19 protein-coding genes and 1 tRNA gene are annotated in these 20,170 nt (G+C 67.1%); 13 read left to right on the forward strand and 7 right to left on the reverse strand.

Annotated elements, in window-relative coordinates; genetic code table 11:
* The first annotated feature begins 16 nt into the window (after nucleotides 1-16).
* A complete protein-coding gene (locus H623_RS0108565) occupies nucleotides 17-961 on the forward strand; it encodes a CPBP family intramembrane glutamic endopeptidase (RefSeq protein ID WP_026940124.1) in 945 nt (314 codons plus the stop codon).
* On the opposite strand, the gene H623_RS18740 is transcribed toward H623_RS0108565, so the two are convergent.
* On the reverse strand, nucleotides 909-2,135 hold the full coding sequence (locus H623_RS18740; RefSeq protein WP_051143161.1) for a Na+/H+ antiporter NhaA: 1,227 nt from the start codon (nucleotides 2,133-2,135) through the stop codon (nucleotides 909-911). The genes H623_RS0108565 and H623_RS18740 overlap by 53 nt on opposite strands.
* 203 nt (nucleotides 2,136-2,338) lie before the next feature.
* Between H623_RS18740 and H623_RS0108575 the strand changes: the two genes are divergently transcribed.
* Complete coding sequence (locus H623_RS0108575) at nucleotides 2,339-3,007, forward strand: nucleoside triphosphate pyrophosphohydrolase (protein ID WP_022900531.1); 669 nt, start codon at nucleotides 2,339-2,341, stop codon at nucleotides 3,005-3,007.
* A gap of 75 nt (nucleotides 3,008-3,082) precedes the next feature.
* On the opposite strand, the gene H623_RS0108585 is transcribed toward H623_RS0108575, so the two are convergent.
* Nucleotides 3,083-4,546, reverse strand: a complete 1,464-nt coding sequence (locus H623_RS0108585; RefSeq protein WP_022900532.1) for an MDR family MFS transporter — start codon at nucleotides 4,544-4,546, stop codon at nucleotides 3,083-3,085.
* Between the two features lie 142 nt (nucleotides 4,547-4,688).
* On the opposite strand from H623_RS0108585, the gene hisS reads away from it, so the two are divergent.
* The gene (gene hisS, locus H623_RS0108590) at nucleotides 4,689-5,975 is read left to right on the forward strand and encodes a histidine--tRNA ligase (RefSeq protein ID WP_026940125.1); all 1,287 of its coding nucleotides are present in this window, start codon (nucleotides 4,689-4,691) and stop codon (nucleotides 5,973-5,975) included.
* Between the two features lie 21 nt (nucleotides 5,976-5,996).
* Here the strand turns inward: hisS and H623_RS18745 are convergent, their stop codons facing one another.
* Entirely contained in the window at nucleotides 5,997-6,968 is a 972-nt protein-coding gene (locus H623_RS18745) for an N-acetylglucosamine kinase (protein ID WP_022900534.1), read from the reverse strand.
* Between the two features lie 81 nt (nucleotides 6,969-7,049).
* On the opposite strand from H623_RS18745, the gene H623_RS18750 reads away from it, so the two are divergent.
* From H623_RS18750 to H623_RS0108645, 10 genes are all read left to right on the forward strand, one after another.
* Nucleotides 7,050-8,072 (forward strand): MurR/RpiR family transcriptional regulator, encoded by a 1,023-nt coding sequence (locus H623_RS18750; RefSeq protein ID WP_022900535.1) that lies wholly within the window; start codon nucleotides 7,050-7,052, stop codon nucleotides 8,070-8,072.
* Nucleotides 8,069-8,824, forward strand: coding sequence for a sugar isomerase domain-containing protein (locus tag H623_RS0108605; RefSeq protein WP_022900536.1), 756 nt, complete (start codon nucleotides 8,069-8,071; stop codon nucleotides 8,822-8,824). The genes H623_RS18750 and H623_RS0108605 overlap by 4 nt, the downstream gene beginning before the upstream one ends.
* Nucleotides 8,825-8,898: 74 nt before the next feature.
* Complete coding sequence (gene ngcE, locus H623_RS0108610; protein WP_026940126.1) at nucleotides 8,899-10,278, forward strand: N-acetylglucosamine/diacetylchitobiose ABC transporter substrate-binding protein; 1,380 nt, start codon at nucleotides 8,899-8,901, stop codon at nucleotides 10,276-10,278.
* Between the two features lie 95 nt (nucleotides 10,279-10,373).
* Nucleotides 10,374-11,276 carry a carbohydrate ABC transporter permease gene (locus H623_RS0108615; protein ID WP_084485821.1) on the forward strand — a complete coding sequence of 301 codons (903 nt, stop codon included), beginning with the start codon at nucleotides 10,374-10,376 and terminating at the stop codon, nucleotides 11,274-11,276.
* Nucleotides 11,273-12,181: a carbohydrate ABC transporter permease gene (locus H623_RS0108620; RefSeq protein WP_022900539.1), complete on the forward strand. Its 909-nt coding sequence runs from the start codon at nucleotides 11,273-11,275 to the stop codon at nucleotides 12,179-12,181. The genes H623_RS0108615 and H623_RS0108620 overlap by 4 nt, the downstream gene beginning before the upstream one ends.
* Before the next feature lie 175 nt (nucleotides 12,182-12,356).
* Nucleotides 12,357-13,637, forward strand: coding sequence for a phosphopyruvate hydratase (gene eno, locus H623_RS0108625; protein ID WP_022900540.1), 1,281 nt, complete (start codon nucleotides 12,357-12,359; stop codon nucleotides 13,635-13,637).
* A 40-nt stretch (nucleotides 13,638-13,677) separates the two neighbouring features.
* Complete coding sequence (locus H623_RS0108630; protein ID WP_026940129.1) at nucleotides 13,678-14,127, forward strand: FtsB family cell division protein; 450 nt, start codon at nucleotides 13,678-13,680, stop codon at nucleotides 14,125-14,127.
* 4 nt (nucleotides 14,128-14,131) lie between these two features.
* Nucleotides 14,132-14,647, forward strand: a complete 516-nt coding sequence (locus H623_RS0108635) for a DUF501 domain-containing protein (RefSeq protein ID WP_022900542.1) — start codon at nucleotides 14,132-14,134, stop codon at nucleotides 14,645-14,647.
* A gap of 39 nt (nucleotides 14,648-14,686) precedes the next feature.
* Nucleotides 14,687-16,099, forward strand: a complete 1,413-nt coding sequence (locus H623_RS0108640) for an NAD(P)/FAD-dependent oxidoreductase (protein ID WP_022900543.1) — start codon at nucleotides 14,687-14,689, stop codon at nucleotides 16,097-16,099.
* Between the two features lie 111 nt (nucleotides 16,100-16,210).
* Nucleotides 16,211-16,284 (forward strand) — tRNA-Leu (locus H623_RS0108645).
* Nucleotides 16,285-16,372: 88 nt separating this feature from the next.
* Here H623_RS0108645 and H623_RS21420 read toward each other — a convergent pair.
* From H623_RS21420 to H623_RS18760, 4 genes are all read right to left on the reverse strand, one after another.
* Nucleotides 16,373-16,723: a tyrosine-type recombinase/integrase gene (locus H623_RS21420; RefSeq protein WP_084485823.1), complete on the reverse strand. Its 351-nt coding sequence runs from the start codon at nucleotides 16,721-16,723 to the stop codon at nucleotides 16,373-16,375.
* A 706-nt stretch (nucleotides 16,724-17,429) separates the two neighbouring features.
* Nucleotides 17,430-17,720: a hypothetical protein gene (locus H623_RS0108655; protein ID WP_022900545.1), complete on the reverse strand. Its 291-nt coding sequence runs from the start codon at nucleotides 17,718-17,720 to the stop codon at nucleotides 17,430-17,432.
* Between the two features lie 61 nt (nucleotides 17,721-17,781).
* Nucleotides 17,782-18,525 (reverse strand): hypothetical protein, encoded by a 744-nt coding sequence (locus H623_RS0108660; protein ID WP_022900546.1) that lies wholly within the window; start codon nucleotides 18,523-18,525, stop codon nucleotides 17,782-17,784.
* Between the two features lie 434 nt (nucleotides 18,526-18,959).
* The gene (locus tag H623_RS18760; RefSeq protein WP_022900547.1) at nucleotides 18,960-20,087 is read right to left on the reverse strand and encodes a baeRF2 domain-containing protein; all 1,128 of its coding nucleotides are present in this window, start codon (nucleotides 20,085-20,087) and stop codon (nucleotides 18,960-18,962) included.
* Nucleotides 20,088-20,170: the final 83 nt, after the last annotated feature.

Consider the following 20,170-nt stretch of genomic DNA (forward strand, 5'->3'; position numbering starts at 1 on the left):
AGCAGCGCAGACTATCGTGAGTGGGCGCCCGAGCCCGTTCCCGCGCCGGGTTCCGTGGATGGCCGTCGGTGCGTTCGTCGTGATCGCGTTCGGTCTCGCGTGGCTGATCGATCTGCCGCTCTGGACCAGCGGCCGGGGACTGGCGACGCCCGGCGCGGTCTTCCTCATCGCCCTGTCGATGTACGCCCCGGGAGCAGCAGCACTCGTGGTGTCGTTCTTCGTGCAGAAGCCGCGCCCGAGGCCACTGCCGGAGTACCTCGGCCTCTGGCCCCTGCGCCCGGCGAAACGGGTGCTGCTGCCCACCCTGGCCGGACTGCTGGGGAGCATCCTGCTCGTCATCGTCGGCGTCTTCGTCGCGGCGGCGTTCGGGCTCGTCCAGCTCGACCTGGTGCACTTCTCGGCCTTCGCGCAGACGCTCGCGAAGGCGTCCGGCGGTCGCGCCATTCCGATCCCGGTGGGCGTGCTGGTGCTGATCCAGCTCATCGCGCTGCCGTTCGCCTCTCTCGTGAACGCGTTCGCCACCATCGGCGAGGAACTCGGCTGGCGCGGCTGGCTTCTACCCAGCCTGCGGCCGCTGGGCACCTGGCCGGCGCTCGTCATCAGCGGCGCGGTGTGGGGGCTCTGGCATGCGCCGGTCATTCTGCTCGGTTACGACTTCGCTCAGCCGAACCTGCTCGGGCTGCTGATGATGGTCGGCGGATGCCTGTTGTTCGGCATCCTCCTCGGCTGGCTGCGCCTGCGCAGCGGCTCGGTGTGGCCGAGCGTGTTCGCTCACGCCGGCTTCAACGGCGCAGCCGGCGTTCTCGGGCTTCTCGCGGCGGCCGGAGCGGCGCCGAGCGCCGTCGTCGTCGGTCCGCTCGGTCTTGTGCCGTGGGCCGTGATGGCCGTCGTGATCGCGGTGCTGGCGCTCAGCGGACAGTTCCGGAAGCAGCCGCGCCTGGGGACTCACTCCGCTCGCTGAACTCCTGGTCGTGCAGCCGGCGATAGCCCCTGGCTCGAAGCGCGACGGCGGTCCCACCGGCGACGATCGCGATCGACGATCCGAGCAGCACGCCGAGCACTCCTTCGTCGCGCACCGTCGCGTCGCCCGCGAACGCGAGCTCGTTCATGAGCAGCGAGACCGTGAAGCCGATGCCGCCGAGCGCGGCGACGACGAGCGCATCGATGAGTCCGAGCCCGGGGGATGCTTCGCGCGGCCCGATCTTGCCGCCGAGCCATCCGCCGAGCGTGATGCCCACCAGCTTGCCCACCGGCAGCGCCACGAGGATGCCCCAGAACGCCGGAGACAATGCGCTGACGGGCACCGCCGGCACGGCGACGAGAGCGGCCGAGAAAGCGAACAACGGCAGGACGAGTCCGTTCGACCACGGCTCGAGCACGTGCGCGGTGCGGCGGGCAGGCGTCCCCGCCATCGCGAGCCCGAGGGCGACACCCGCGATGGTGGCGTGCACGCCGGAGGCATGCACGAGCATCCAGGTGACGATGCCGACCAGCACCATGAGTGCCGCCACGGCCGCTCGCGCCTGGCGCCGCATGCCACCGGCACCAGGACGGCGCAGGAGCCGACTCAGCAGGCCGAACACGACAACGCCGAGCGCCGCGAACATCAGGTCGAGGGGGTTCGGGTGCTTGGTGAAGAAGACGGCGATGATGAGGATCGCGATCAGGTCGTCGAGCACCGCGAGCGCCATCAAGAACACACGGATGCGGCGGGGCAGCCCGCGCCCGAAGATCGCCAGAACTCCGAGCGCGAATGCGATGTCGGTCGCCGTGGGGATGGGCCAGCCGTCCTGCCACCTGCTGCTGGCGGTGAACGCCAGATACACCAGGGCCGGTGCCGCGACTCCGCACACCGCGGCGATGGCCGGGTGCAGTGCGCGGTGCCACGAGCTCAGCTCGCCCGCCGTCAGCTCGTGTCGCAGCTCGATCGCCACGATGAAGAAGAACATCGCCAGCAGGCCGTCGCTGATCCAGCCGCCGACACTCAGGTCGAGGTCCAGAACGGCCGGCCCGCCGGTCGCCGCCTTGGCGGCCTGCAGCGCGGGCCCGATCGGGGTGTTCGCCAGCACGAGGCCGAGCACGGCAGCGCCGAGCAACAGTGCGGCCGCCACGCGTTCGGAACGGACCAGGCTCATGGGCACGCCTCTCATCGGAACCGCGAAGGCGGATGCCACCTGAAGAAGAATCGCGGGCCGACCAGACTTCCCGGCACACCGGTGCCGAGTCTATCGGGCATCCGCGTGTCCTTCACCGTCCCCGGATCCGCGCCGCCACGCAGAGGACCCGGCCCTCGAGGTCGCGCAGCACGTGGCACGATGAGGGCGACGAGGGGAGTGTGATGACCGATCTGGATGCGTTCGCGCGGGCCATGGCATCCGTGCTCGACACATGCGTGTGGTCGCAGACCATGACGCACGAGACCCTCGTGCCGTACCTCATCGAGGAGACCTACGAGCTGGTCGAGGCCATCGAGGCGGGCACGGTCGACGACGTGATCGAGGAGCTCGGCGACGTGCTCTGGCAGGTGGCGTTCCATTCCGAGATCGCGTCTCGCACGGCCGGCGAGGACTTCGACATCGAGGATGTCGCCGCGCGTGTCACCGAGAAGATGGTGCGCCGTCACCCGCACGTCTTCGGCGACGAGACGGCAGAGACGCCCGAGGAGGTGCTGCGGCTCTGGACTGCGGCGAAGGCCGCGGAGAAGCGGCAGCGCGACAGCGTGCTGGACGGCATTCCGCGCGCCATGCCGGCCCTCGCGCTCGCCGACAAGGTGATCGGTCGGGCCGGGCGCGTCGGAATCGACCCCGGCCGCACGCCGCGGTCGTTCGATGACGCGGGAAGCACGCCGACGTTCGACGACGAGGATGCGCTCGGGCGTCATCTGCTCGCGGTCGTCGCCTCCGCGCGCGCCCACGGCCTCGATGCCGAGCGCGCGCTGCGGGGGAGCGTGCGGGAACTCGAGGGCGAGATCCGGGCCGCCGAATCGCGGGCGCGCGGGCTCAGCTGAGCACGATCGATGGCGCGCCGACTGCGGGCTGTGCGCCGACCGTGGACGGTGCGCCGACGGTGGACGCTGCACGCGTCACGGTCTCGCCGGCACGTCATCGGCGGCCTCGTCCACGATCACCTGTGCTCGCCGCGTGGGCATGAGCAGCACGGCGGCCAGAAGCACGAGCGCGACCAGGGCGATCGCCGCGAACACGAGGTGCGCCGCGGTCGCCAGTTGCGGGCCGTACGGCGTGCCGTCGGCCGCGACCTTCGTGTTCGCGTTCACGATGGCGCCGAACACGGCGACGCCCACGGCCGACCCGATCGACCGGGCGAACATGTTCGTCCCCGTGACCATGCCGCGCTCCTGCCAGCCCACCGCGGTCTGGGCGGCGATCAGCGTCGGCACGGCCGTAAGGCCCATGCCTGCGCCGATCACGAAGCAGAAGACGCCGACGAACCAGATGCTGCTGTGCTCGCCCAGCGTGAGCAGCAGCAGCGCGCCGGCCGTCACGATGGATGCGCCGATCACGGACGTCGAGCGGAATCCGAGCCGCAGGTAGAAGCGCCCGGCGATCGATGACGTGAGCGGCCAGCCGACGGTCTGCGCGGCCAGGGCGAAGCCGGCGACAAGGGCGCTCACGCCCAGCACGTTCTGCGCGTAGATCGGAATGTATGTCGAGAGCCCGAGCACGATGGCGCCGATGATCAGCGAGGCGAGCGTCGACGCCCAGATGACGCGTCGTCGCAGAACGCCCAGCGGCAGGATCGGATGCTGCGCCGCGCGTTCCACGAACACGAACGCGACCAGCGCGGTCCCGCCCGCGACGAAGATGACGATCGAGGCCGCCGAGTTCCACGTCCAGGCGGTGCCCCCCTCGAGCAGGCCCAGGATGACGAGCGCGGTCCCGGCCGTGAGCAGCACGGCGCCGGCGTAGTCGATGCGCGGCCGCACGCGCTCGCCGTGACCCTTCTCGGTGAACCGGCGCCACAGCATCCACGCCGCCAGCAGAGACAGCGGGATGTTGATGAAGAAGATCCAGCGCCAGCTGACGAACTCGCTGAACACACCGCCCAGCGTCGGCCCGACGATGGCTGCGATGCCCCACACGCTGGCGAGATAACCCTGCGTCTTTGCGCGCTCCTCGAGCGTGTAGATGTCGCTGGCGATCGTCATGCTCATCGGCAGCACGGCTCCGGCGCCGAGGCCCTGGATGACGCGCGAGACGATCAGAACGGGCATCGACCACGCGAATCCGCACACGATCGAGCCGACGAAGAACAGCCCGATGCCGATCAGCATGAGGTGCTTGCGCCCGAAGAAGTCCGCCAGGCGACCGTAGATCGGCACGGAGACCGCCTGGGCGAGCACGTAGATGGAGAAGAGCCACGGAATCTGGGCGAACCCGCCGAGGTCCTTCGCGATCGAGGTCGATGCGGTCGCGATGATCGTGGAGTCGAGCGCCACCAGCGACGTCGCGAGCATCAGCGAGAGCAGGATCGGCCCACGCTCCGAGCGCAGGCCGACACTGCGGCGTGAAATCGTGTTCTCCGCCATCCCCGAGTGCAATCGCGGCGCGGGCCCCGCTATTCCCTCTTCGTGCGGCGCTGTGCTCCTGACCCGCGAAGCCCGCGGGTATCCGCCGGTACGCGAACAAGCGTGCGGGCGCACGCGTCGTGCCTTTGGAAGAATGGACACCATGGCCAATCCCGTGAACCCGCCCCGTGGCATGCGTGACTTCCTCCCCGCCGACAAGGCACGCCGGGAGCACGCGCTCGGCGTCATCCGATCCAGCTACGCCGCCCAGGGCTTCGACGAGATCGAGACGCCGGTGCTCGAGGATGCCTCGCGCCTGCACTCGGGACTCGGCGGCGACAACGAGAAGCTCGCGTTCGGCGTTCTCCGCCGGGGTCTCACCGCCGAAGCGGTCGGCGAGTACGCGGCGGCCGGCGACCTGGAGGGGCTCACCGACCTCGGCCTGCGCTTCGACCTGACCGTGCCGCTCGCCCGCTTCTACGCCACGCATCGCGGCGCGCTCCCCGGCGTTTTCAAGTCGATCCAGATCGCTCCGGTCTGGCGCGCGGAGCGACCGCAGAAGGGCCGCTACCGCCAGTTCGTGCAGTGCGACATCGACATCATCGGCGAGAGCGGGGTGGTCGCCGAGATCGAGCTGATCGCGGCGACCCTCGCGACTCTCGACGCGCTCGGCCTCACCGGTTGTTCCATCCGGATCAACCACCGCGCCATCCTGCGCGGCCTGATCGCGTCGTGGGGCGTGCGCGAGGCGAACTACGAACGCGCCATGATCACGATCGACAAAGAAGACAAGATCGGCGTCGACGGCGTGGTGGCCGAACTCGTCGAGCTCGGGCTCATCGACGACGCGGTCGCCGCACAGGCGGCCGAGAGCCTCACCGGGCTGCCCGATGACGGCTGGGGCCTCCTGGAGGCGGCCGATGCCGGCTCTGTTCCGTGGCTCGACGTCGAGGCGTACCGCCAGTTGCACGAGATCCGGGATGCCGTCACCGCCGTCGTCCCGGACGCCGCGCTGGTCTTCTCGCACAACCTGGTGCGCGGCATGGGGTACTACACCGGCGCCATCTTCGAGATCCAGCACCCCGAGTTCGGCTACTCCCTCGGCGGTGGCGGACGCTATGACGGCATGATCGGCCGCTTCCTCGGCTCCGATGTGCCGGCCGTCGGCTTCTCGCTCGGATTCGAACGTATCGTCGATCTGGTCGATCTGTCGGAGGGGCACGCCTCCGACTCCGTCGTGCTCGTCTATGACAGAGACGTCGACCCCGCGGTGCTCTTCGGGCTGAAGTCTCAACTGGTGCTCTCCGGGGCCCGGGTGCGGGTGGAGAAGCGGGTGAAGAACCTCAAGGCGCTTCTGGAACGGCTGACGGATGCCGGCTATCGCCGCTTCGCGCCCGTCACCGCCGACACGCGCACGGTCGGCGACCTCCAGGTGAAGCCGCTCGTCTGAGCCGGTCGCGGATGGCGGCGACTATCCGCGCAGGGCGGCAAGCGATTGACGCACACGTTCGAACACGTCTGCGTCGACGCTGACGCCGTTCGCGCGCAGAGCGAGTACGGCGGCGCCTACGGTGCCGTCGGTCACCGTGCGCACATCGGTGACGCCGGCGATGCCGTCCACCGGAAGCCCCAGCGCGCCCAGCACACCGCCGCCGCACACCACCGGTCCTCGCACGTCCTCGGTCGCGATCGCCGCCAGCGTCGTGCGCAGCGATGCCCGTGCCCGCTCGGCGATGTGCCGTGCGCTCTCATCGTCTCCCGCTGCGAACACCAGGGGAGCGAACCGCGCCAGCTCGATCGGGCGCAGTCCGTATACGGCGTCCAAGAGCAGTCGCAGTGCATCCGGGCGCCCGTCTGGCCCGCGTTCGAGCGACGAATCCATCGGGATCCCGAGCGCATCGAGGAGCAGCGTGGTCAGCCGCGTCGTCGGACCACGGGAATCGAGGTGTGCTGCCACGGCGCGTACGACCTGGCGGCCGATCCAGAAGCCCGACCCGTCGTCGCCGAGCAGCCAGCCCAAGCCGTCCGCCGCAGCCACGTCGCGGGCATCCTGCACGCGGATGGCCGCGGCACCGGTGCCCGCGACCACGGCGTATCCGTCGAGTTCCCAGGCGCCGGAACAGAACGTGGCGAGCAGATCGGACTGCAGCTCGATCCCCGCGTCGAGCCCGATCTTCCTCAGCGCCGAGGTGATCCAGCCCGTCGAGACGTGCGTGCGAGCGCCGGCCATCGCCAAGATCGCGGTGTCGCCGGTTTTGGGGGTGCCGGCACTCTCGATCGCGGCACGCACGGCTGTCACGATCTGCAGGGAGGCGTGCTCAGTCCCTGATGAGATCGGATTTCCGCTCCCGGCGACGCCGTATCCGACGCAGTCGCCGGAGCGTGTGAGGACGACCGCTCGGGTCGAAGTTCCGCCGGCATCGACGGCTATCAGATTTCGCATTGGTTGCTTTTCGGTTTCAAGACTTGCTCATCGGACGAGATGTCCTGATAATACTTTTCAGTCAGCCCCCAACGATGTGAGATGGATTTTCAGGTGAACGTTCCGACCGACGCGACCGACGACCAGGGCACAGCTCCCGCCGTCGTCACCGGACCCGGCGTCGGCATGCGCATCCAGTCTCGACTGCCGCAGATGTCGCAGGCAATGGCGAAGATCGCGATGCTTCTGCTCGAGACTCCGGACGCGCCGCTGCACCTGTCGATCACGGAGCTCGCCGAATCGGCGGGCACCTCGCCGGCGACGGTCACCCGGTTCTGCCGCACGATCGGCTTCTCCGGTTACGTGCCGCTGCGGGTCGCCGTTGCCTCGGACGTCGGTCGCGAGCGCGCACGGGAGACCTGGAGCGAGGACATCGGTCGCGCCTTCGGGCCGGACGATCCGCCCACCGAAGTGCTGAGCACGCTGCTGTCAGCACACACGCGGTCGCTTCACGAGACGGCCGAGCTGATCGACCTCACGCGTGTGGAGCGCATCGCCCAGCGCATCGCCACCTGCCGCCATGTCGACATGTACGGCATCGGCGGAAGCGCGACCATGGCCCAGGAGATGCAGTCGCGGCTCTACCGCATCGGCATCAACGCGCACTTCTGGCCGGAGGTGCACTCCGGACTCACCAGCGCTGCCCTGCAGGACGAGCACAGCGTGGCGATCGGCATCTCGAACACGGGCCGCACCGAAGAGACGATTCAGATGCTGGCCTGCGCGAAGTCGACGGGGGCGCTCACCGTCGCGGTGACGAACTCGCCCGAGACGCCGCTGGCGCAGCTGGCCGACGAGCACATCGTGACGCTGGCGCACGAGCAGTTCCTTCAGCCGGACGACCTTTCGGCCAAGCATTCGCAGCTCTTCGTGCTCGACCTGCTCTACCTGCTGATCGCACAGCGCAACTTCGGCCGCACGACCACCACGCTCGCCGCCTCCGCCGTCGCCGTGTCGCCGCACCGCCGCTCGGGACGTAGCCGCCGGGGCTTCGCCCGCGATGCGGGCAAGACCGCCGCCGCCCCCGTCCACCTCGACGACGCCCACGACAAGGAGCCCGCATGACCCACCTCTTCGATGACTTCCGACGCGAAGCCGCCACGCGCATCGACGCATTGACGGCCGAGGCGGATGCCGGTTCCCTCGACGCCGCCGTCGACCTCCTGGTCGACGCGGTCGCCGCCGGCGGCGTGCTCCAGGCCTTCGGCACAGGGCACTCGGAAGCCTTCGCGATGGAGATCGCGGGTCGGGCAGGAGGACTCATTCCCACCAACAGGATCGCGTTGCGCGACGTGGTGCTCTACGGCTCGCGCGATGTGGACATCCTTTCGGGCAGCAGCCTGGAGCGCGACCCGTCCATCGTCGACGAGCTCTTCGGCCTGTACCCGATGAACGAGCACGATGTGTTCCTGATCGCCTCGAACTCCGGCGTGAACGGCTCGATCGTCGGCATGGCGCTCAAGGCGAAGGAGACCGGGCACAAGCTCATCGCGGTCACCAGCCTGGAGCACACCGACGCGGTCGAGCCGAAGCATCCCAGCGGACTGAAGCTGCGGGACATCGCCGATGTCGTCATCGACAACAAGGCCCCGTACGGCGACGCCACCCTCGAGCTCGATGACGGCGTGAAGGTCGGTGCGATCTCCTCGATCACCGCCGCGTTCATCGCCCAGCTGCTCACGGTGGCCGTCGCCGAGCGCATCGCCGGGTCGGGGAAGACCCCGCCCGTCTACATCTCGGCGAACATTCCGGGCGGAGACGAGCACAACCAGGTATTGGAGGACCTCTATCGAGACCGCATCAGTCGCACGGCCTGACAGTGCGGCCGTGCGGTCGTACCCGACGCACCATCAACACCTACAACACAGAGAAGAAAGGCAACACCCACACCATGACCACAGAAAATAGAGGAGTCGATCGGCGCTCGTTCCTTCGCGGCGCCATGGCTGCCGCGGTCGCCGTTCCGATCACCGTTTCGTTGGCCTCCTGTTCGTCAGGTGGCAGCGGCGACAGCGGCAGTGGCGGCACGAAGTCGGCGAAGAACCCGTTCGGCATCAAGGAGAGCTCCAGCATCGAGGCTGTGATCTTCAACGGTGGCTACGGGTATGACTACGTGTCGTACGCGGCGAAGCTGGTCGACAAGAAGTGGAAGACGACCTCCAAGGTCAAGCCGCAGACCAACATCGCACAGTCGCTGCAGCCGCGCTTCGTCGGCGGCAACCCGCCGGACCTCATCGACAACTCGGGCGCGAACCAGATCGGCTTCAACACCATTCTGAAGAGCCTCGAGACGCTCGATGACGTGTTCGCGGCGAACAACTACGAGGGCAAGAAGATCTCGGACACGCTCTACCCGAACGTCAAGGTCCCCGGCACCTTCAGCAACAAGTTCGTGGCGATGAACTACGTCATGACGGTGTACGCGGTCTGGTACTCGGCGAGCCTGTTCGAGGAGAACGGCTGGACTCCGCCCAAGACTTGGGACGAGGCGCTCGACCTGGGTGCCAAGGCCAAGGCCAAGGGCAAGTACCTGTTCGTCTGGGGCAAGGAAGCCGCGACCTACTACCTCACGCTGGCGCTCGACTCGGCCATCAAGGAGGGCGGTCTCGACGTTATGAACGCCGTGAACAACCTCGAGAAGAACGCCTGGTCGCAGAAGCCGATCCAGGATGTCTTCAACGCGCTGGAGAAGATCGTCAAGGCGGGCTACTTCATCCCGGGCGGTGCCGGAACCCAGTTCACGGCCGCGCAGGCGAAGTGGTCGAACGACCAGCAGGCGATCCTCTACCCCTCGGGCGGCTGGATCGAGAACGAGATGAAGAAGGCCACGAAGGAGGGCTTCAAGATGACCGGCGCGCCCGCCATGACGGTGACGTCGGACTCGAAGCTGCCCTACGAGGCGCTGCGTGCCGCGGCCGGTGAGCCGTACATCGTTCCGTCTCAGGGCAAGAACGTCGCCGGCGGCAAGGAGATCATGCGCGCCATGCTCTCCAAGGATGCCGCGACGAACTTCTCGAAGACGCGTCTCGCGCCGACGATCGTCAAGGGCCTCGTGCCCGCCGACGGTTTCGGCTCGACCGCGCTCGTGTCCCAGACCAAGATGCTGGACGCCGCAGGCGACAACATCTTCGACTGGGAGTTCTCCAGCCTGTACGGCCTCAACACCGACCAGCTCGTGATCTGGAACTCGTTCCTCTCCGGGCAGGCCGACGTGGCCGCGCTGACCAAGCAGATGCAGAAGATCTCCGACGACGCAGCGGCATCCAAGTGACATCAACAACCAGTACTACGACGACGGGAGGGCGGGTTTCTCCGCCCTCCCGGCGCCGCCGCGCGAAGCGCTGGACCTTCGACCGGGTCAGCTTCATGGCGGTCTTCCTGATTCTTCCCCTGGCGATCTTCCTGCTCTTCGTGATCTGGCCGTTCGTCCAGGCGATCTACTACTCCTTGACGGACTGGGGCGGGTTCTCGCCGACGATGAACTTCATCGGCTTCGACAACTTCGTCAAGCTCGCCAACGACGACACGTTCATGCAGGCGGTGTTCAACTGCATCCTGCTCGGCATCTTCGTGCCGTTGATCACGATCGTGGTGGCGCTGATCATCGCCAGCGTGGTCACGGTGGCGGGACCGAGCAAGGGAACGATCCGTGGTGTGAAGGGCTCCGGCTTCTACCGCACCGTGTCGTTCTTCCCGTACTGCATCCCCGCGATCGTCATCGGCCTGATCTGGTCGCAGGTGTACGACCCTTCGGCCGGTCTGCTCAACGGGTTCCTCACCTCGATCGGCCTGCACAAGTTCACGAACTTCGCCTGGCTCGGCGAGGTCGCCACGGCCATGCCGGCATCGATGTTCGTCATCATCTGGGGCTTCATCGGCTTCTACACGGTGCTGTTCGTCGCCGCGATCAAGTCGATCCCGGCGGAGATCTACGAAGCAGTCCGCCTGGACGGCGCCACTCGGTTCCGTACCGCGTGGTCGATCACGCTGCCGTCGATCCGTGACAACATCCAGACCGCGTACATCTACCTCGGCATCGCCGCGCTCGACTCCTTCGTATACATGTCCGCACTGTTCCCGAACGCCGGCGGTCCGGCGAACACGACCCTGGTGATCAGCCAGGACCTGTTCAACACCGCCTTCCGCAAGGGCCAGTTCGGCTATGCCACCGCGATGGGCGTCGTGCTGGCGGCGATCACGCTGCTGTTCGCCGCGATCGTGTTCGGCATCGTGCGACTGACCAAGGGCCGGGAGGAAGGCCGATCATGACCTCGACTTCTCAGATCATCGCGCCCGGCCTGAACAAGCAGGGGCTCTCGCGCAACCAGAACAAGCAGAAGCTCACCAAGGGCGACGTCGCCGTCGGCACCGCATCGCACATCCTGCTGATCGTCTGGACGCTGATCGTGGCCGTCCCGCTGCTGTGGGTGTTCATGTCGTCGTTCAAGACGACGAAGCAGATCCTGGACTCCCCGTTCGGGCTGCCCAGCAAGCTCGACTTCACGAACTACGTCAACGCGTGGAACGGATCGGGCATCGGCAGCTACTTCGCGAACACGCTCATCGTGGTCGTCTCCGCCTTGATCATCGTGATGATCCTCGGCGCGATGTGCGCCTACGTGCTGGCGCGGTTCAAGTTCTTCGGCGCGCGGGCGATCTACTACCTGATGCTCGCCGGGCTGACGTTCCCGCCCTTCCTGGCGATCGTGCCGTTGTTCAAGGTGCTGCAGACGATCGGACTGCTGAACTCGCTGCCCGGCCTGATCCTCACCTACGTGGCGTTCGCGCTGCCGTTCACCGTCTTCTTCCTGTACTCGTTCTTCCAGACGCTCCCCGATGAGATCTACGAAGCGGCACAGGTGGACGGGGCGAGCGAGTGGCGCACGTTCTTCCAGGTGATGCTCCCGATGGCGACGCCCGGAATGGCGGCGGTGGCGATCTTCAACTTCCTCGGCCTGTGGAACCAGTTCCTCCTGCCGGTGGCGTTGAACTCCAACCAGTCCAACTACGTCCTCACCCAGGGCATGGCGCAGTTCGCCTCCCAGGCCGGATACTCGGTGGACTTCGGCGCGCTCTACGCTGCTGTCGTCATCACCGTCATCCCCGTCCTGATCATCTACGTGTTCTTCCAGCGACAGCTGCAGGGATCGGTGTCCCAAGGCACTTCGAAGTGATCGAGGACGCCTCGAGGTAACGCGGTACGCCGCGCTGCTTCCGCGCCCGCGCACCCACGGCAGATACGGCGATCCGACCGCCGGCCGTGTGCGCGGGCGCGCTTTCGCGCGCCACTAGACTGAGGCGCGGACGATCGTCCCCCTTCCCCGTCAAGACTTTTCTAAGGAGATCGTTGTGGCTCTGATCGAGGCTGTAGGCGCTCGTGAGATTCTGGACTCCCGTGGCAACCCGACCGTCGAGGTGGAGGTTCTGCTCGATGACGGCACGGTGTCGCGCGCCGCGGTTCCCTCCGGTGCATCGACAGGTGCATTCGAGGCGTATGAGCTTCGCGACGGCGACAAGTCGCGCTACGGCGGCAAGGGCGTCGAGAAGGCCGTGGATGCCGTGCTCGACGAGCTCGGGCCGGCGATCGAGGGCCTGGATGCCTCAGAGCAGCGCGCCGTTGACGAGGCGCTGATCGAGGTCGACGGCACCGAGAACAAGAGCCGCGTCGGCGCGAACGCCATCCTCGGCGTCAGCCTTGCCGTGGGGAAGGCCGCGGCGGATGCCGCTGACCTTCCGCTGTTCCGCTACATCGGTGGGCCCAACGCGCGCGTGCTGCCGGTCCCGCTGTTCAACGTGATCAACGGCGGCGAGCATGCCGATAACGGCATCGACATGCAGGAGTTCTTCCTCGCTCCGATCGGCGCGTCCACCTTCCGCGAGGCGCTGCGCTGGGGCGCCGAGACCTATCACGTTCTGAAGTCCGAGCTGAAGGCTGCCGGTTTCGCGACCGGCCTCGGCGACGAGGGCGGCTTCGCCCCCGACCTCCCCAGCAATCGTGAAGGCCTCGACTTCCTCGTCAAGGCGATCGAGAAGGCGGGCTTCACCCCGGGCGCCGACATCGCCCTCGGCCTCGACGCCGCCGCCACCGAGTTCTTCGACGACGGCGTCTACACGCTCGACAAGAAGCAGTGGACCGCGCCCGAGCTCATCGACTACTACGCCGACCTGGTCGACTCCTACCCGATCCTCACCATCGAAGACGGTCTGGCCGAAGACGACTGGGAGAACTGGCAGCTGCTCACCGAGAAGCTCGGCACGAAGATCCAGCTCGTCGGCGACGACCTCTTCGTGACCAACCCGAAGCGCCTGGCGAAGGGCATCGAGCTCGGCGTCGCGAACTCACTGCTGGTCAAGGTGAACCAGATCGGCACGCTGACCGAGACGCTCGACGCCGTCGAGCTCGCGCACCGCTCGGGCTACACCACGATGTTCTCGCACCGCTCAGGCGAGACCGAGGACACGACCATCGCCGACCTCGTCGTCGCGGTCAACTCCGGCCAGATCAAGAGCGGTGCCCCCGCCCGCAGCGAGCGCGTCGCGAAGTACAACCAGTTGCTGCGCATCGAGGAAGAGCTCGACACGGCCGCGGTGTACGCCGGAGCGAGCGCCTTCCCGCGCTTCACGGCGTAGCCTCACGGCGATCGAGGCGGGCATGTCTCAGACTGGAAGCATGCCCGCTTCGACCCGTCGTGTGTCCGCGAGCTGGCTGCGGGGCATCCGCTTCTCCTGGTTCAGCCTCGTGATGCTGGGACTCGTCGTCATCGGCGTGCTCGTGGTCGCCCCCACGCTGCACCTCTACGTCGACCAGCAGCACGAGATCGGCCGGCTGGAGAAGAACAACGCCGACACCGCCGCGAAGGTCGCCGATCTGAAGAAGCAAGCGGCGGACTGGAGCGACCCGGAGTACATCAAGGCCCAGGCCCGTGGTCGGCTGCTTTTCGTCATGCCGGGGGAGACCAGTTACCTTGTCATCGATGACCGCGCCCCGACGCCGCAGAAGAACCAGGCGCCGGTGAGCCGCGACATCCAGGCCACGAAATCCGATTGGCTCGGCGCGCTGGCGAGCTCGTTCCTCACGGCGGGGACGACCGGCGCGACGGCCGACCAGCTCTCGAAATGAATCCATGACGACACCTCCGTTCGACCCCGTGTCGGAGCGCGACATCGAGATCGTCTCTGCTCAGCTCGGTCGCCCCGCTCGCGGCGTCGTCGGCATCGCCGCACGATGCGTGTGCGGAGCGCCGACTGTGGTGGCGACCGCGCCGCGGCTGCCCGACGGCACGCCGTTCCCCACGCTCTACTACCTGAGCCATCCGGCGGCGACGGCCGCGATCTCCCGACTCGAGGCATCCGGGACCATGGCGGAGTTCGCCCGGATGCTCGCCGATGACGAAGAGTTACGGCTCGGCTACGAGCGTGCGCATCGCGCGTATCTGGCCGATCGGGACAGCATCGAGCACGTCGAGGAGATCGACGGCTTCTCTGCGGGCGGCATGCCCGTCAGAGTGAAATGCCTGCACGCGCTGGCCGCGCATGCGCTGGCCGCCGGAGAGGGCGTCAACCCCGTCGGAGATCTGGCGTTGACGCGCGCGGAGTGGTCGCCCGCCGTCTGTGAATGTGCTGACTACACGGTGCGGTAGATTAGAGGAATACTTTTCGTTTCAAGGAGACGCTGCACTGTGCCCAAAATCCTGATCGTCGGCGGCGGATACGCCGGTTTCTACACGGCTTGGAAGCTCGAGAAGTGGCTGCGCAAGGGGGAGGCCGAGGTCACGCTCGTCGACCCGCTTCCCTATATGACGTACCAGCCCTTCCTCCCCGAGGTGTCCGCCGGTGAGATCGAGCCGCGTCACGCGGTCGTCTCGCACCGCCGCCACCTCACGCGCACGAAGATCATCGGCGCGAAGGTCACGTACGTGAACCACGCCGAGAAGAAGGCGACGATCACGCCGCCGGTGGGCGAGCCCTGGGAGTTCGAGTACGACCAGGTGGTCATCACGGCCGGCGCGGTGAGCCGCACGTTCCCCATTCCGGGCGTCGCCGACGAGGCGATCGGCCTCAAGACCATCGAAGAGGCCGTGGGGATCCGCGACCGCATGCTCGAGAACTTCGCGAAGGCGGCGCTTCTGCCCGCGGGCCCCGAGCGCGAGCGACTGCTGACGGTGACCGTCATCGGCGGCGGTTTCGCCGGCATCGAGGTCTTCGCCGAGCTCCGCGCGTTCGCGAGCGCGCTGCTCAAGCAGTACCCCGAGATCACGTTCGAGGAGACGCACTTCCATCTCATCGAGGCGATGGGGCGCATCATGCCCGAGGTCTCGCTGCCCACGAGTCACTGGGTGATCAAGAACCTCGCGCAGCGTGGTGCCCAGATCCACCTCGAGACGCAGCTGCAGAGCGCCGTGAACGGCGTGGTCCAGATGAGCACCGGCGAGAGCTTCGAGTCCGACCTCATCATCTGGACCGCCGGTGTGATGGCGACGCCGCAGATCGTGCGCCACACCGACCTCCCGATCGAAGAGCGCGGTCGCGTGAAGACGCGCGCCGACCTGCGCGTGACCACCGACGGCGATGACGTCGTGGCCGACGCCTGGGCGTGCGGCGACGTCGCAGCGGTGCCGGATCTCTCCGGATTCGGCGTCGGCGGCAACTGCGTGCCCAATGCGCAGCACGCGGTGCGCCAGGCCAAGCTGCTCGCCAAGAACATCGTCGCGACACTGCGCGGCGAGGGTGTGAAGGACTACTTCCACAAGCCGCTCGGCGCGGTTGCCGGCCTCGGTCTCGGCGTCGGTGTGTACCAGTGGCGCAAGCTCGCGGTCAAGGGTTGGGTCGCGTGGTTCATGCACCGCGGCTACCACGGCCTGGCGATGCCGAGCTGGGAGCGCAAGTGGCGCGTGCTCGGCGACTGGTGGCTCGACTTCTGGCTGGGACGCGACAACGTGTCGATGGCGGCGGTTCAGCATCCTCGTGCCGCGTTCGAGGAGTTCGCCTCGCGTCCGAAGCCTCCCGTGGAAGCATCCGCGCCGAAGGCCGACGAGAAGCCGGCCGCCAAGAAGGGCGCCAAGGAGCCGGCGAAGGCTCCCGTCGCCGGCTGAGCCGATCGTTGTCGAACGGCCGCGCAGGATCTCTCCTGTGCGGCCGTTCCGCATGTGCGGCGGGTGGTGGCCGGAGTGCGTGCACTAGCCTGAAGCGTCAGGCACGACGGCGCCCCCGTAGCCCAATCGGCAGAGGCAGGCGACTTAAAATCGCTTCAGTCTGGGTTCGAGTCCCAGCGGGGGCACTGCACTAAACACCTGATGAGAGGGAGTTTCTGGGCCTCTCGTGCTCAGCGGTCGCAGTGGACCGCGTCACGAGATCGCCCGAATCTGTCACAAACGCCCCCGGCGAAGGGCACTGAAGTGCTCGGCTGCAGCCTTCAGACCGGCATCCGAGGCGTGGCTGTAGACCCTCAGCGTCATGGCCGGATCGTGCCCGGCGAAGGCGGCGACCGTCGGCACCGGAACACCTTGTTCGAGCAGGTAGCTGATGGCGCTGTGACGAAGATCGTGCAGCCGGATGCGGGGGAGTCCCGTCGCCTTCGTGTAGTGCTCGAACATCTCGTTCAACCTCGAGGGCCGCAGGGGTGAGCCGTCCGGCTCCACGGCCACGTAACGCCCGCTGAGCGCCCCATCCGCCGGTTCCGCCCATTGGATGCCCCAGGGCGGATTCGTCGCATCGATGTCCGCTAGTCCGGTACCTCGATGGCGGGATCTGCTCGGGGGGCGCGTTCGACGTCGTAACTCCGCCGTGTCCGCACGACCTTTCCGCTGCCTAGAGTCAGCGCGCCGCGAAACCGAGCGCTGTTCCGCTTCTTCGGGGCCGCACTAGCTGTCCAGCTCTCCGCGTCCCCTATTGCGACGCGCCACTCCTTCCGCGAGTGCGGTTCAAGGCGAAAAGGTAGATCGGGGCCCTCACTCGATGTTGTCCATGAGGTTCCGGTTGCAGTCTCAATGCCGACGTGAACGATATCCACCGGAAGCCTTCCCGCGTTGATCGCGACGATGATCACCCAGGACATGCCACCCGGAACGTAGGCGGGGAGAACTGGAGCCTTCCAGGGTTTCAGCCCTCGAAGCTTTGGGGGCACCGGTGATCCGTAGCGAGGCTCGGGGTAGCGGACCGACGTTCCACCGACGAGCATGCTCGTCGCTAGTTCAGCGCGGACGCGGGGTCCGCTGAGGACCCATTGCCAGACGGCCCATCCGAGGGCGGCGGCACTAAAGCACAGGCTGACGATGCTTAGAGTTCGTGCGAGCGGGTCCGCAGCGTTGCCGATGGTGACTGTGATCAAGGAACCGGCAACCATGCCGACGAGAATATACGTCCGAGGGAGCAGGGGCTCAGAGCGCGTGGCGTCCGCTGAGGAGGCAACTTGCGGCGGCTACCTCAGCGCCATGCTTCCCGTAGCGCATCGTCGACGGCGAAGACGCCGTCCCGGATGTCGTCGGGCAGTGCGTGAATCTCGTCCGTCTCGGTGCTCTCGATCCACTGTCCTCGTGGATATGGCCCGTCGAAGTCGGTCACTTCGGCAACCGCCTCGGTCCGCTTCGTGTTGACGATCCGGCCCATCTCGTTCGCCAGGAACGCCTTGATGGTGACACTGCGAGCTTCGGAGTCGGCATCCACCCGATAGACGACGATGGGGCGGCGGCGTGCGAGCGAACGACGGCGTGGCATGGGCCGAGACTAGCTGCGCCCTCCCTCTAGAACGCATCCCCCATGAGAGGGGACGATGGCACTAGGAGTCCGTCTCCGCCTCGTTAGCTTCCCCGTCGAGCTTTGCTCGGAGAGACGGGAGCGAGTCGAGCACGTCCTCGTCGAGGCTCTCCGCGCCGGGTGCGTTGGGAATCGTCGCAAGCACGTGACCGCCCGCGATGCTGACGATGAGCTGAGTCCGAACTGTCCTTACCGCCTTCAAGAGCAGCGCCAGCTGCATCAGCACGGTGTGCTCCAGCGTGCTGGACTCGACGTTCTCGAGGCGCGCCAGGCGTTCCTCGTCCTCGTGGAGCGCGACACCATTGATGTAGTCCATCGCGACCTGATCGGAACCGAGCAGCCTCCCCGGACCGACGCCGTTGTCGGATTCGATGCGACCGGAGTAGACGAGAGCACCATGGAGTCGACCGTCACGAACGAACTGATTCACGTACTCCTTGAGGGGCTCCAACGCCTGGGCATGCTCTCGTGTGGATTGGGCCCTCAGAGCGCTCACGACACTCGGCAGATAGCAGTCCTCACTGGTGAGGAAGAAGACTCTGGAGTCGACGATGCAGGCCTTGAGCTCTACGAGGGGAACGGAAGGGAACTCCAAGCGCGGTCCATCTATATGTCCGTCGGCGTGACGCTCCCACTTCAATTCGAGCTGGAACGCCTCGTCCCTCATCTGCGCGATCGAACCGGCCAACGCAATCTCGGATCGTCGGAGAAACTTCTCGAGCCGCCGGACATCACGTTCTTGCCGATCGGCTTGGCTGCTGGGCATGCATCGAACCTAGCGAGAAACGATCGCGATTCTTGTAGCTGTTTTGGCACCAATAGGGGGCCGATCCTCTGCGGGTGCTTGTGAGTGTGGAGACGGAGAGCGTTAAGCACAGAGGGCCCGTGACGAAATCGGGTGGGGTGGGGGTCATCTAGACCGTCTAGATGGGGCATGTGTCACGGAGATGTCACAAACGCTGTGACACGAAGTGATTCGAGCCGAAACGAGCCGACGCGTCGATCCCAGTGATGGCGCGGCGAAACGGCACGAGCGGACACGAGCCGAAACGAGCTGATGCCCGCTCGATCAGACTTAAAATCGCCTCAGTCTGGGTTCGAGTTCCACACGATTGAGGCGAGAGCACCGGATGCGAGCATCCGGTGCCGAGCCGATTGAGTGTGTTGAGCGGTTCGGGAAGCGAGCCGCGAGCACCACGATCAGCCTTCCTCGCCGCCCCACCGCAGCGCGGCCATCGGCGGAGCGATTGCCCGATCCGGCCGGGGCTCGTCGGCGTCGAGCTCGTCCTCGGCCACCAGTACGCGGGCTCCGGTGAGCACGGCGGCCCGGGCGAGGGCCTCGGCCGCGGACACCGCCCCGAGCACGTTGGCGTCCAGCGAGTCCTCGCCGCTCGTCGCGATCCAGGGTGCGGCATCGAGTGCCAGAAGGGTCTCGTCGGAGTTCACAGCGCGCGCGTCGAGGAGCAGCGTGTCCACGCGGGACTCCTGGAGAGCGCGCACGACGTCCGGTACGCCGCGGGCGCCCCTGCTCCCGTCGTCGGCGGACGCCCGGTCGCGCACCTCTGAGATGTCCGAGTTCGCGAGCTCGTCGAGCGCGTCGCCGACGGCATCCTGAAGCGCGGCGTCGCTGGACCCAGCCGCTTTCGTGTGCTCGTCGACCTCGATGAGGATCGAGCGGGTCGCGGGCGCGAGTTGCTCGGCCAGAAGCTGTCGCGCGCGGACGTCCCCGGTCACGACCACGAACTTCGGCCTGCGCGTGCGCACGAGCTCGTCCACCTCGGCCGCGACCTCGTCCTGGTTGTGCTTCCAGACGTCTTCGGTGTGCATCTGATATCGCTTGTGCGACCAACCGCCCGCCTGAACCTTCGGCAGGCTGTCCGTGCGGCCCTCGATCTCGTGACTCTCGTCGCCGACGCGCCGATGAGCGTGCTCCACCGAGATCCGTGCGCCCTCACGTGCCGTCTCGACGACGAGGTAGCGGGAGTCCGTCGCTCGCTCGCGAAGAAGGGGGAGAACGGGCGGCACCGGCCCGTGCCCGATGATCTGGGGGCCGAGCCGGGATCCCGGGAATGTCTCGTCGAGCTCGACCGCACCGTTGCGCACGAGGAGATACCGAACGGACGGACTGGGAACGCCGGCTCCCTGCGAGAGGGCTCCGTCGACGGCATCCCGATCGCTTTCGGGCGCACCAGCGTCGCGCAGGGTATCTCCGAGCGATCGTTGCCGCGTGCGCTCGGCGGGCGCCGGCTCCGCGCCCCGCCCGTCGGTGTAGACGAATGTCCACTCGCCCGGGGAGTCGAGCAGTCTCTCCAGAACGTGATCAGCCATGACTGCCTTCCTGCGACCCGCGGCCGCGAGTAATCGGTTCTCCATGGTGGTCTACGAGCAAGTCACGACAGCGTGGAGGGGTT

Origin of the sequence: Humibacter albus DSM 18994 (assembly GCF_000421825.1) — a bacterium.
GTDB lineage: Bacteria > Actinomycetota > Actinomycetes > Actinomycetales > Microbacteriaceae > Humibacter > Humibacter albus.

Excerpts from the sequence above, each read along its gene's own strand:
- H623_RS18740 (WP_051143161.1), bottom strand. The coding sequence starts at position 2,135 with ATGAGCCTGGTCCGTTCCGAACGCGTGGCGGCCGCACTGTTGCTCGGC.
- H623_RS0108575 (WP_022900531.1), top strand. The coding sequence starts at position 2,339 with ATGACCGATCTGGATGCGTTCGCGCGGGCCATGGCATCCGTGCTCGAC.
- H623_RS0108585 (WP_022900532.1), bottom strand. The coding sequence starts at position 4,546 with ATGGCGGAGAACACGATTTCACGCCGCAGTGTCGGCCTGCGCTCGGAG.
- hisS (WP_026940125.1), top strand. The coding sequence starts at position 4,689 with ATGGCCAATCCCGTGAACCCGCCCCGTGGCATGCGTGACTTCCTCCCC.
- H623_RS18745 (WP_022900534.1), bottom strand. The coding sequence starts at position 6,968 with ATGCGAAATCTGATAGCCGTCGATGCCGGCGGAACTTCGACCCGAGCG.
- H623_RS18750 (WP_022900535.1), top strand. The coding sequence starts at position 7,050 with ATGGATTTTCAGGTGAACGTTCCGACCGACGCGACCGACGACCAGGGC.
- H623_RS0108605 (WP_022900536.1), top strand. The coding sequence starts at position 8,069 with ATGACCCACCTCTTCGATGACTTCCGACGCGAAGCCGCCACGCGCATC.
- ngcE (WP_026940126.1), top strand. The coding sequence starts at position 8,899 with ATGACCACAGAAAATAGAGGAGTCGATCGGCGCTCGTTCCTTCGCGGC.
- H623_RS0108615 (WP_084485821.1), top strand. The coding sequence starts at position 10,374 with ATGGCGGTCTTCCTGATTCTTCCCCTGGCGATCTTCCTGCTCTTCGTG.
- H623_RS0108620 (WP_022900539.1), top strand. The coding sequence starts at position 11,273 with ATGACCTCGACTTCTCAGATCATCGCGCCCGGCCTGAACAAGCAGGGG.
- H623_RS0108630 (WP_026940129.1), top strand. The coding sequence starts at position 13,678 with ATGCCCGCTTCGACCCGTCGTGTGTCCGCGAGCTGGCTGCGGGGCATC.
- H623_RS0108635 (WP_022900542.1), top strand. The coding sequence starts at position 14,132 with ATGACGACACCTCCGTTCGACCCCGTGTCGGAGCGCGACATCGAGATC.
- H623_RS0108655 (WP_022900545.1), bottom strand. The coding sequence starts at position 17,720 with ATGCCACGCCGTCGTTCGCTCGCACGCCGCCGCCCCATCGTCGTCTAT.
- H623_RS0108660 (WP_022900546.1), bottom strand. The coding sequence starts at position 18,525 with ATGCCCAGCAGCCAAGCCGATCGGCAAGAACGTGATGTCCGGCGGCTC.
- H623_RS18760 (WP_022900547.1), bottom strand. The coding sequence starts at position 20,087 with ATGGCTGATCACGTTCTGGAGAGACTGCTCGACTCCCCGGGCGAGTGG.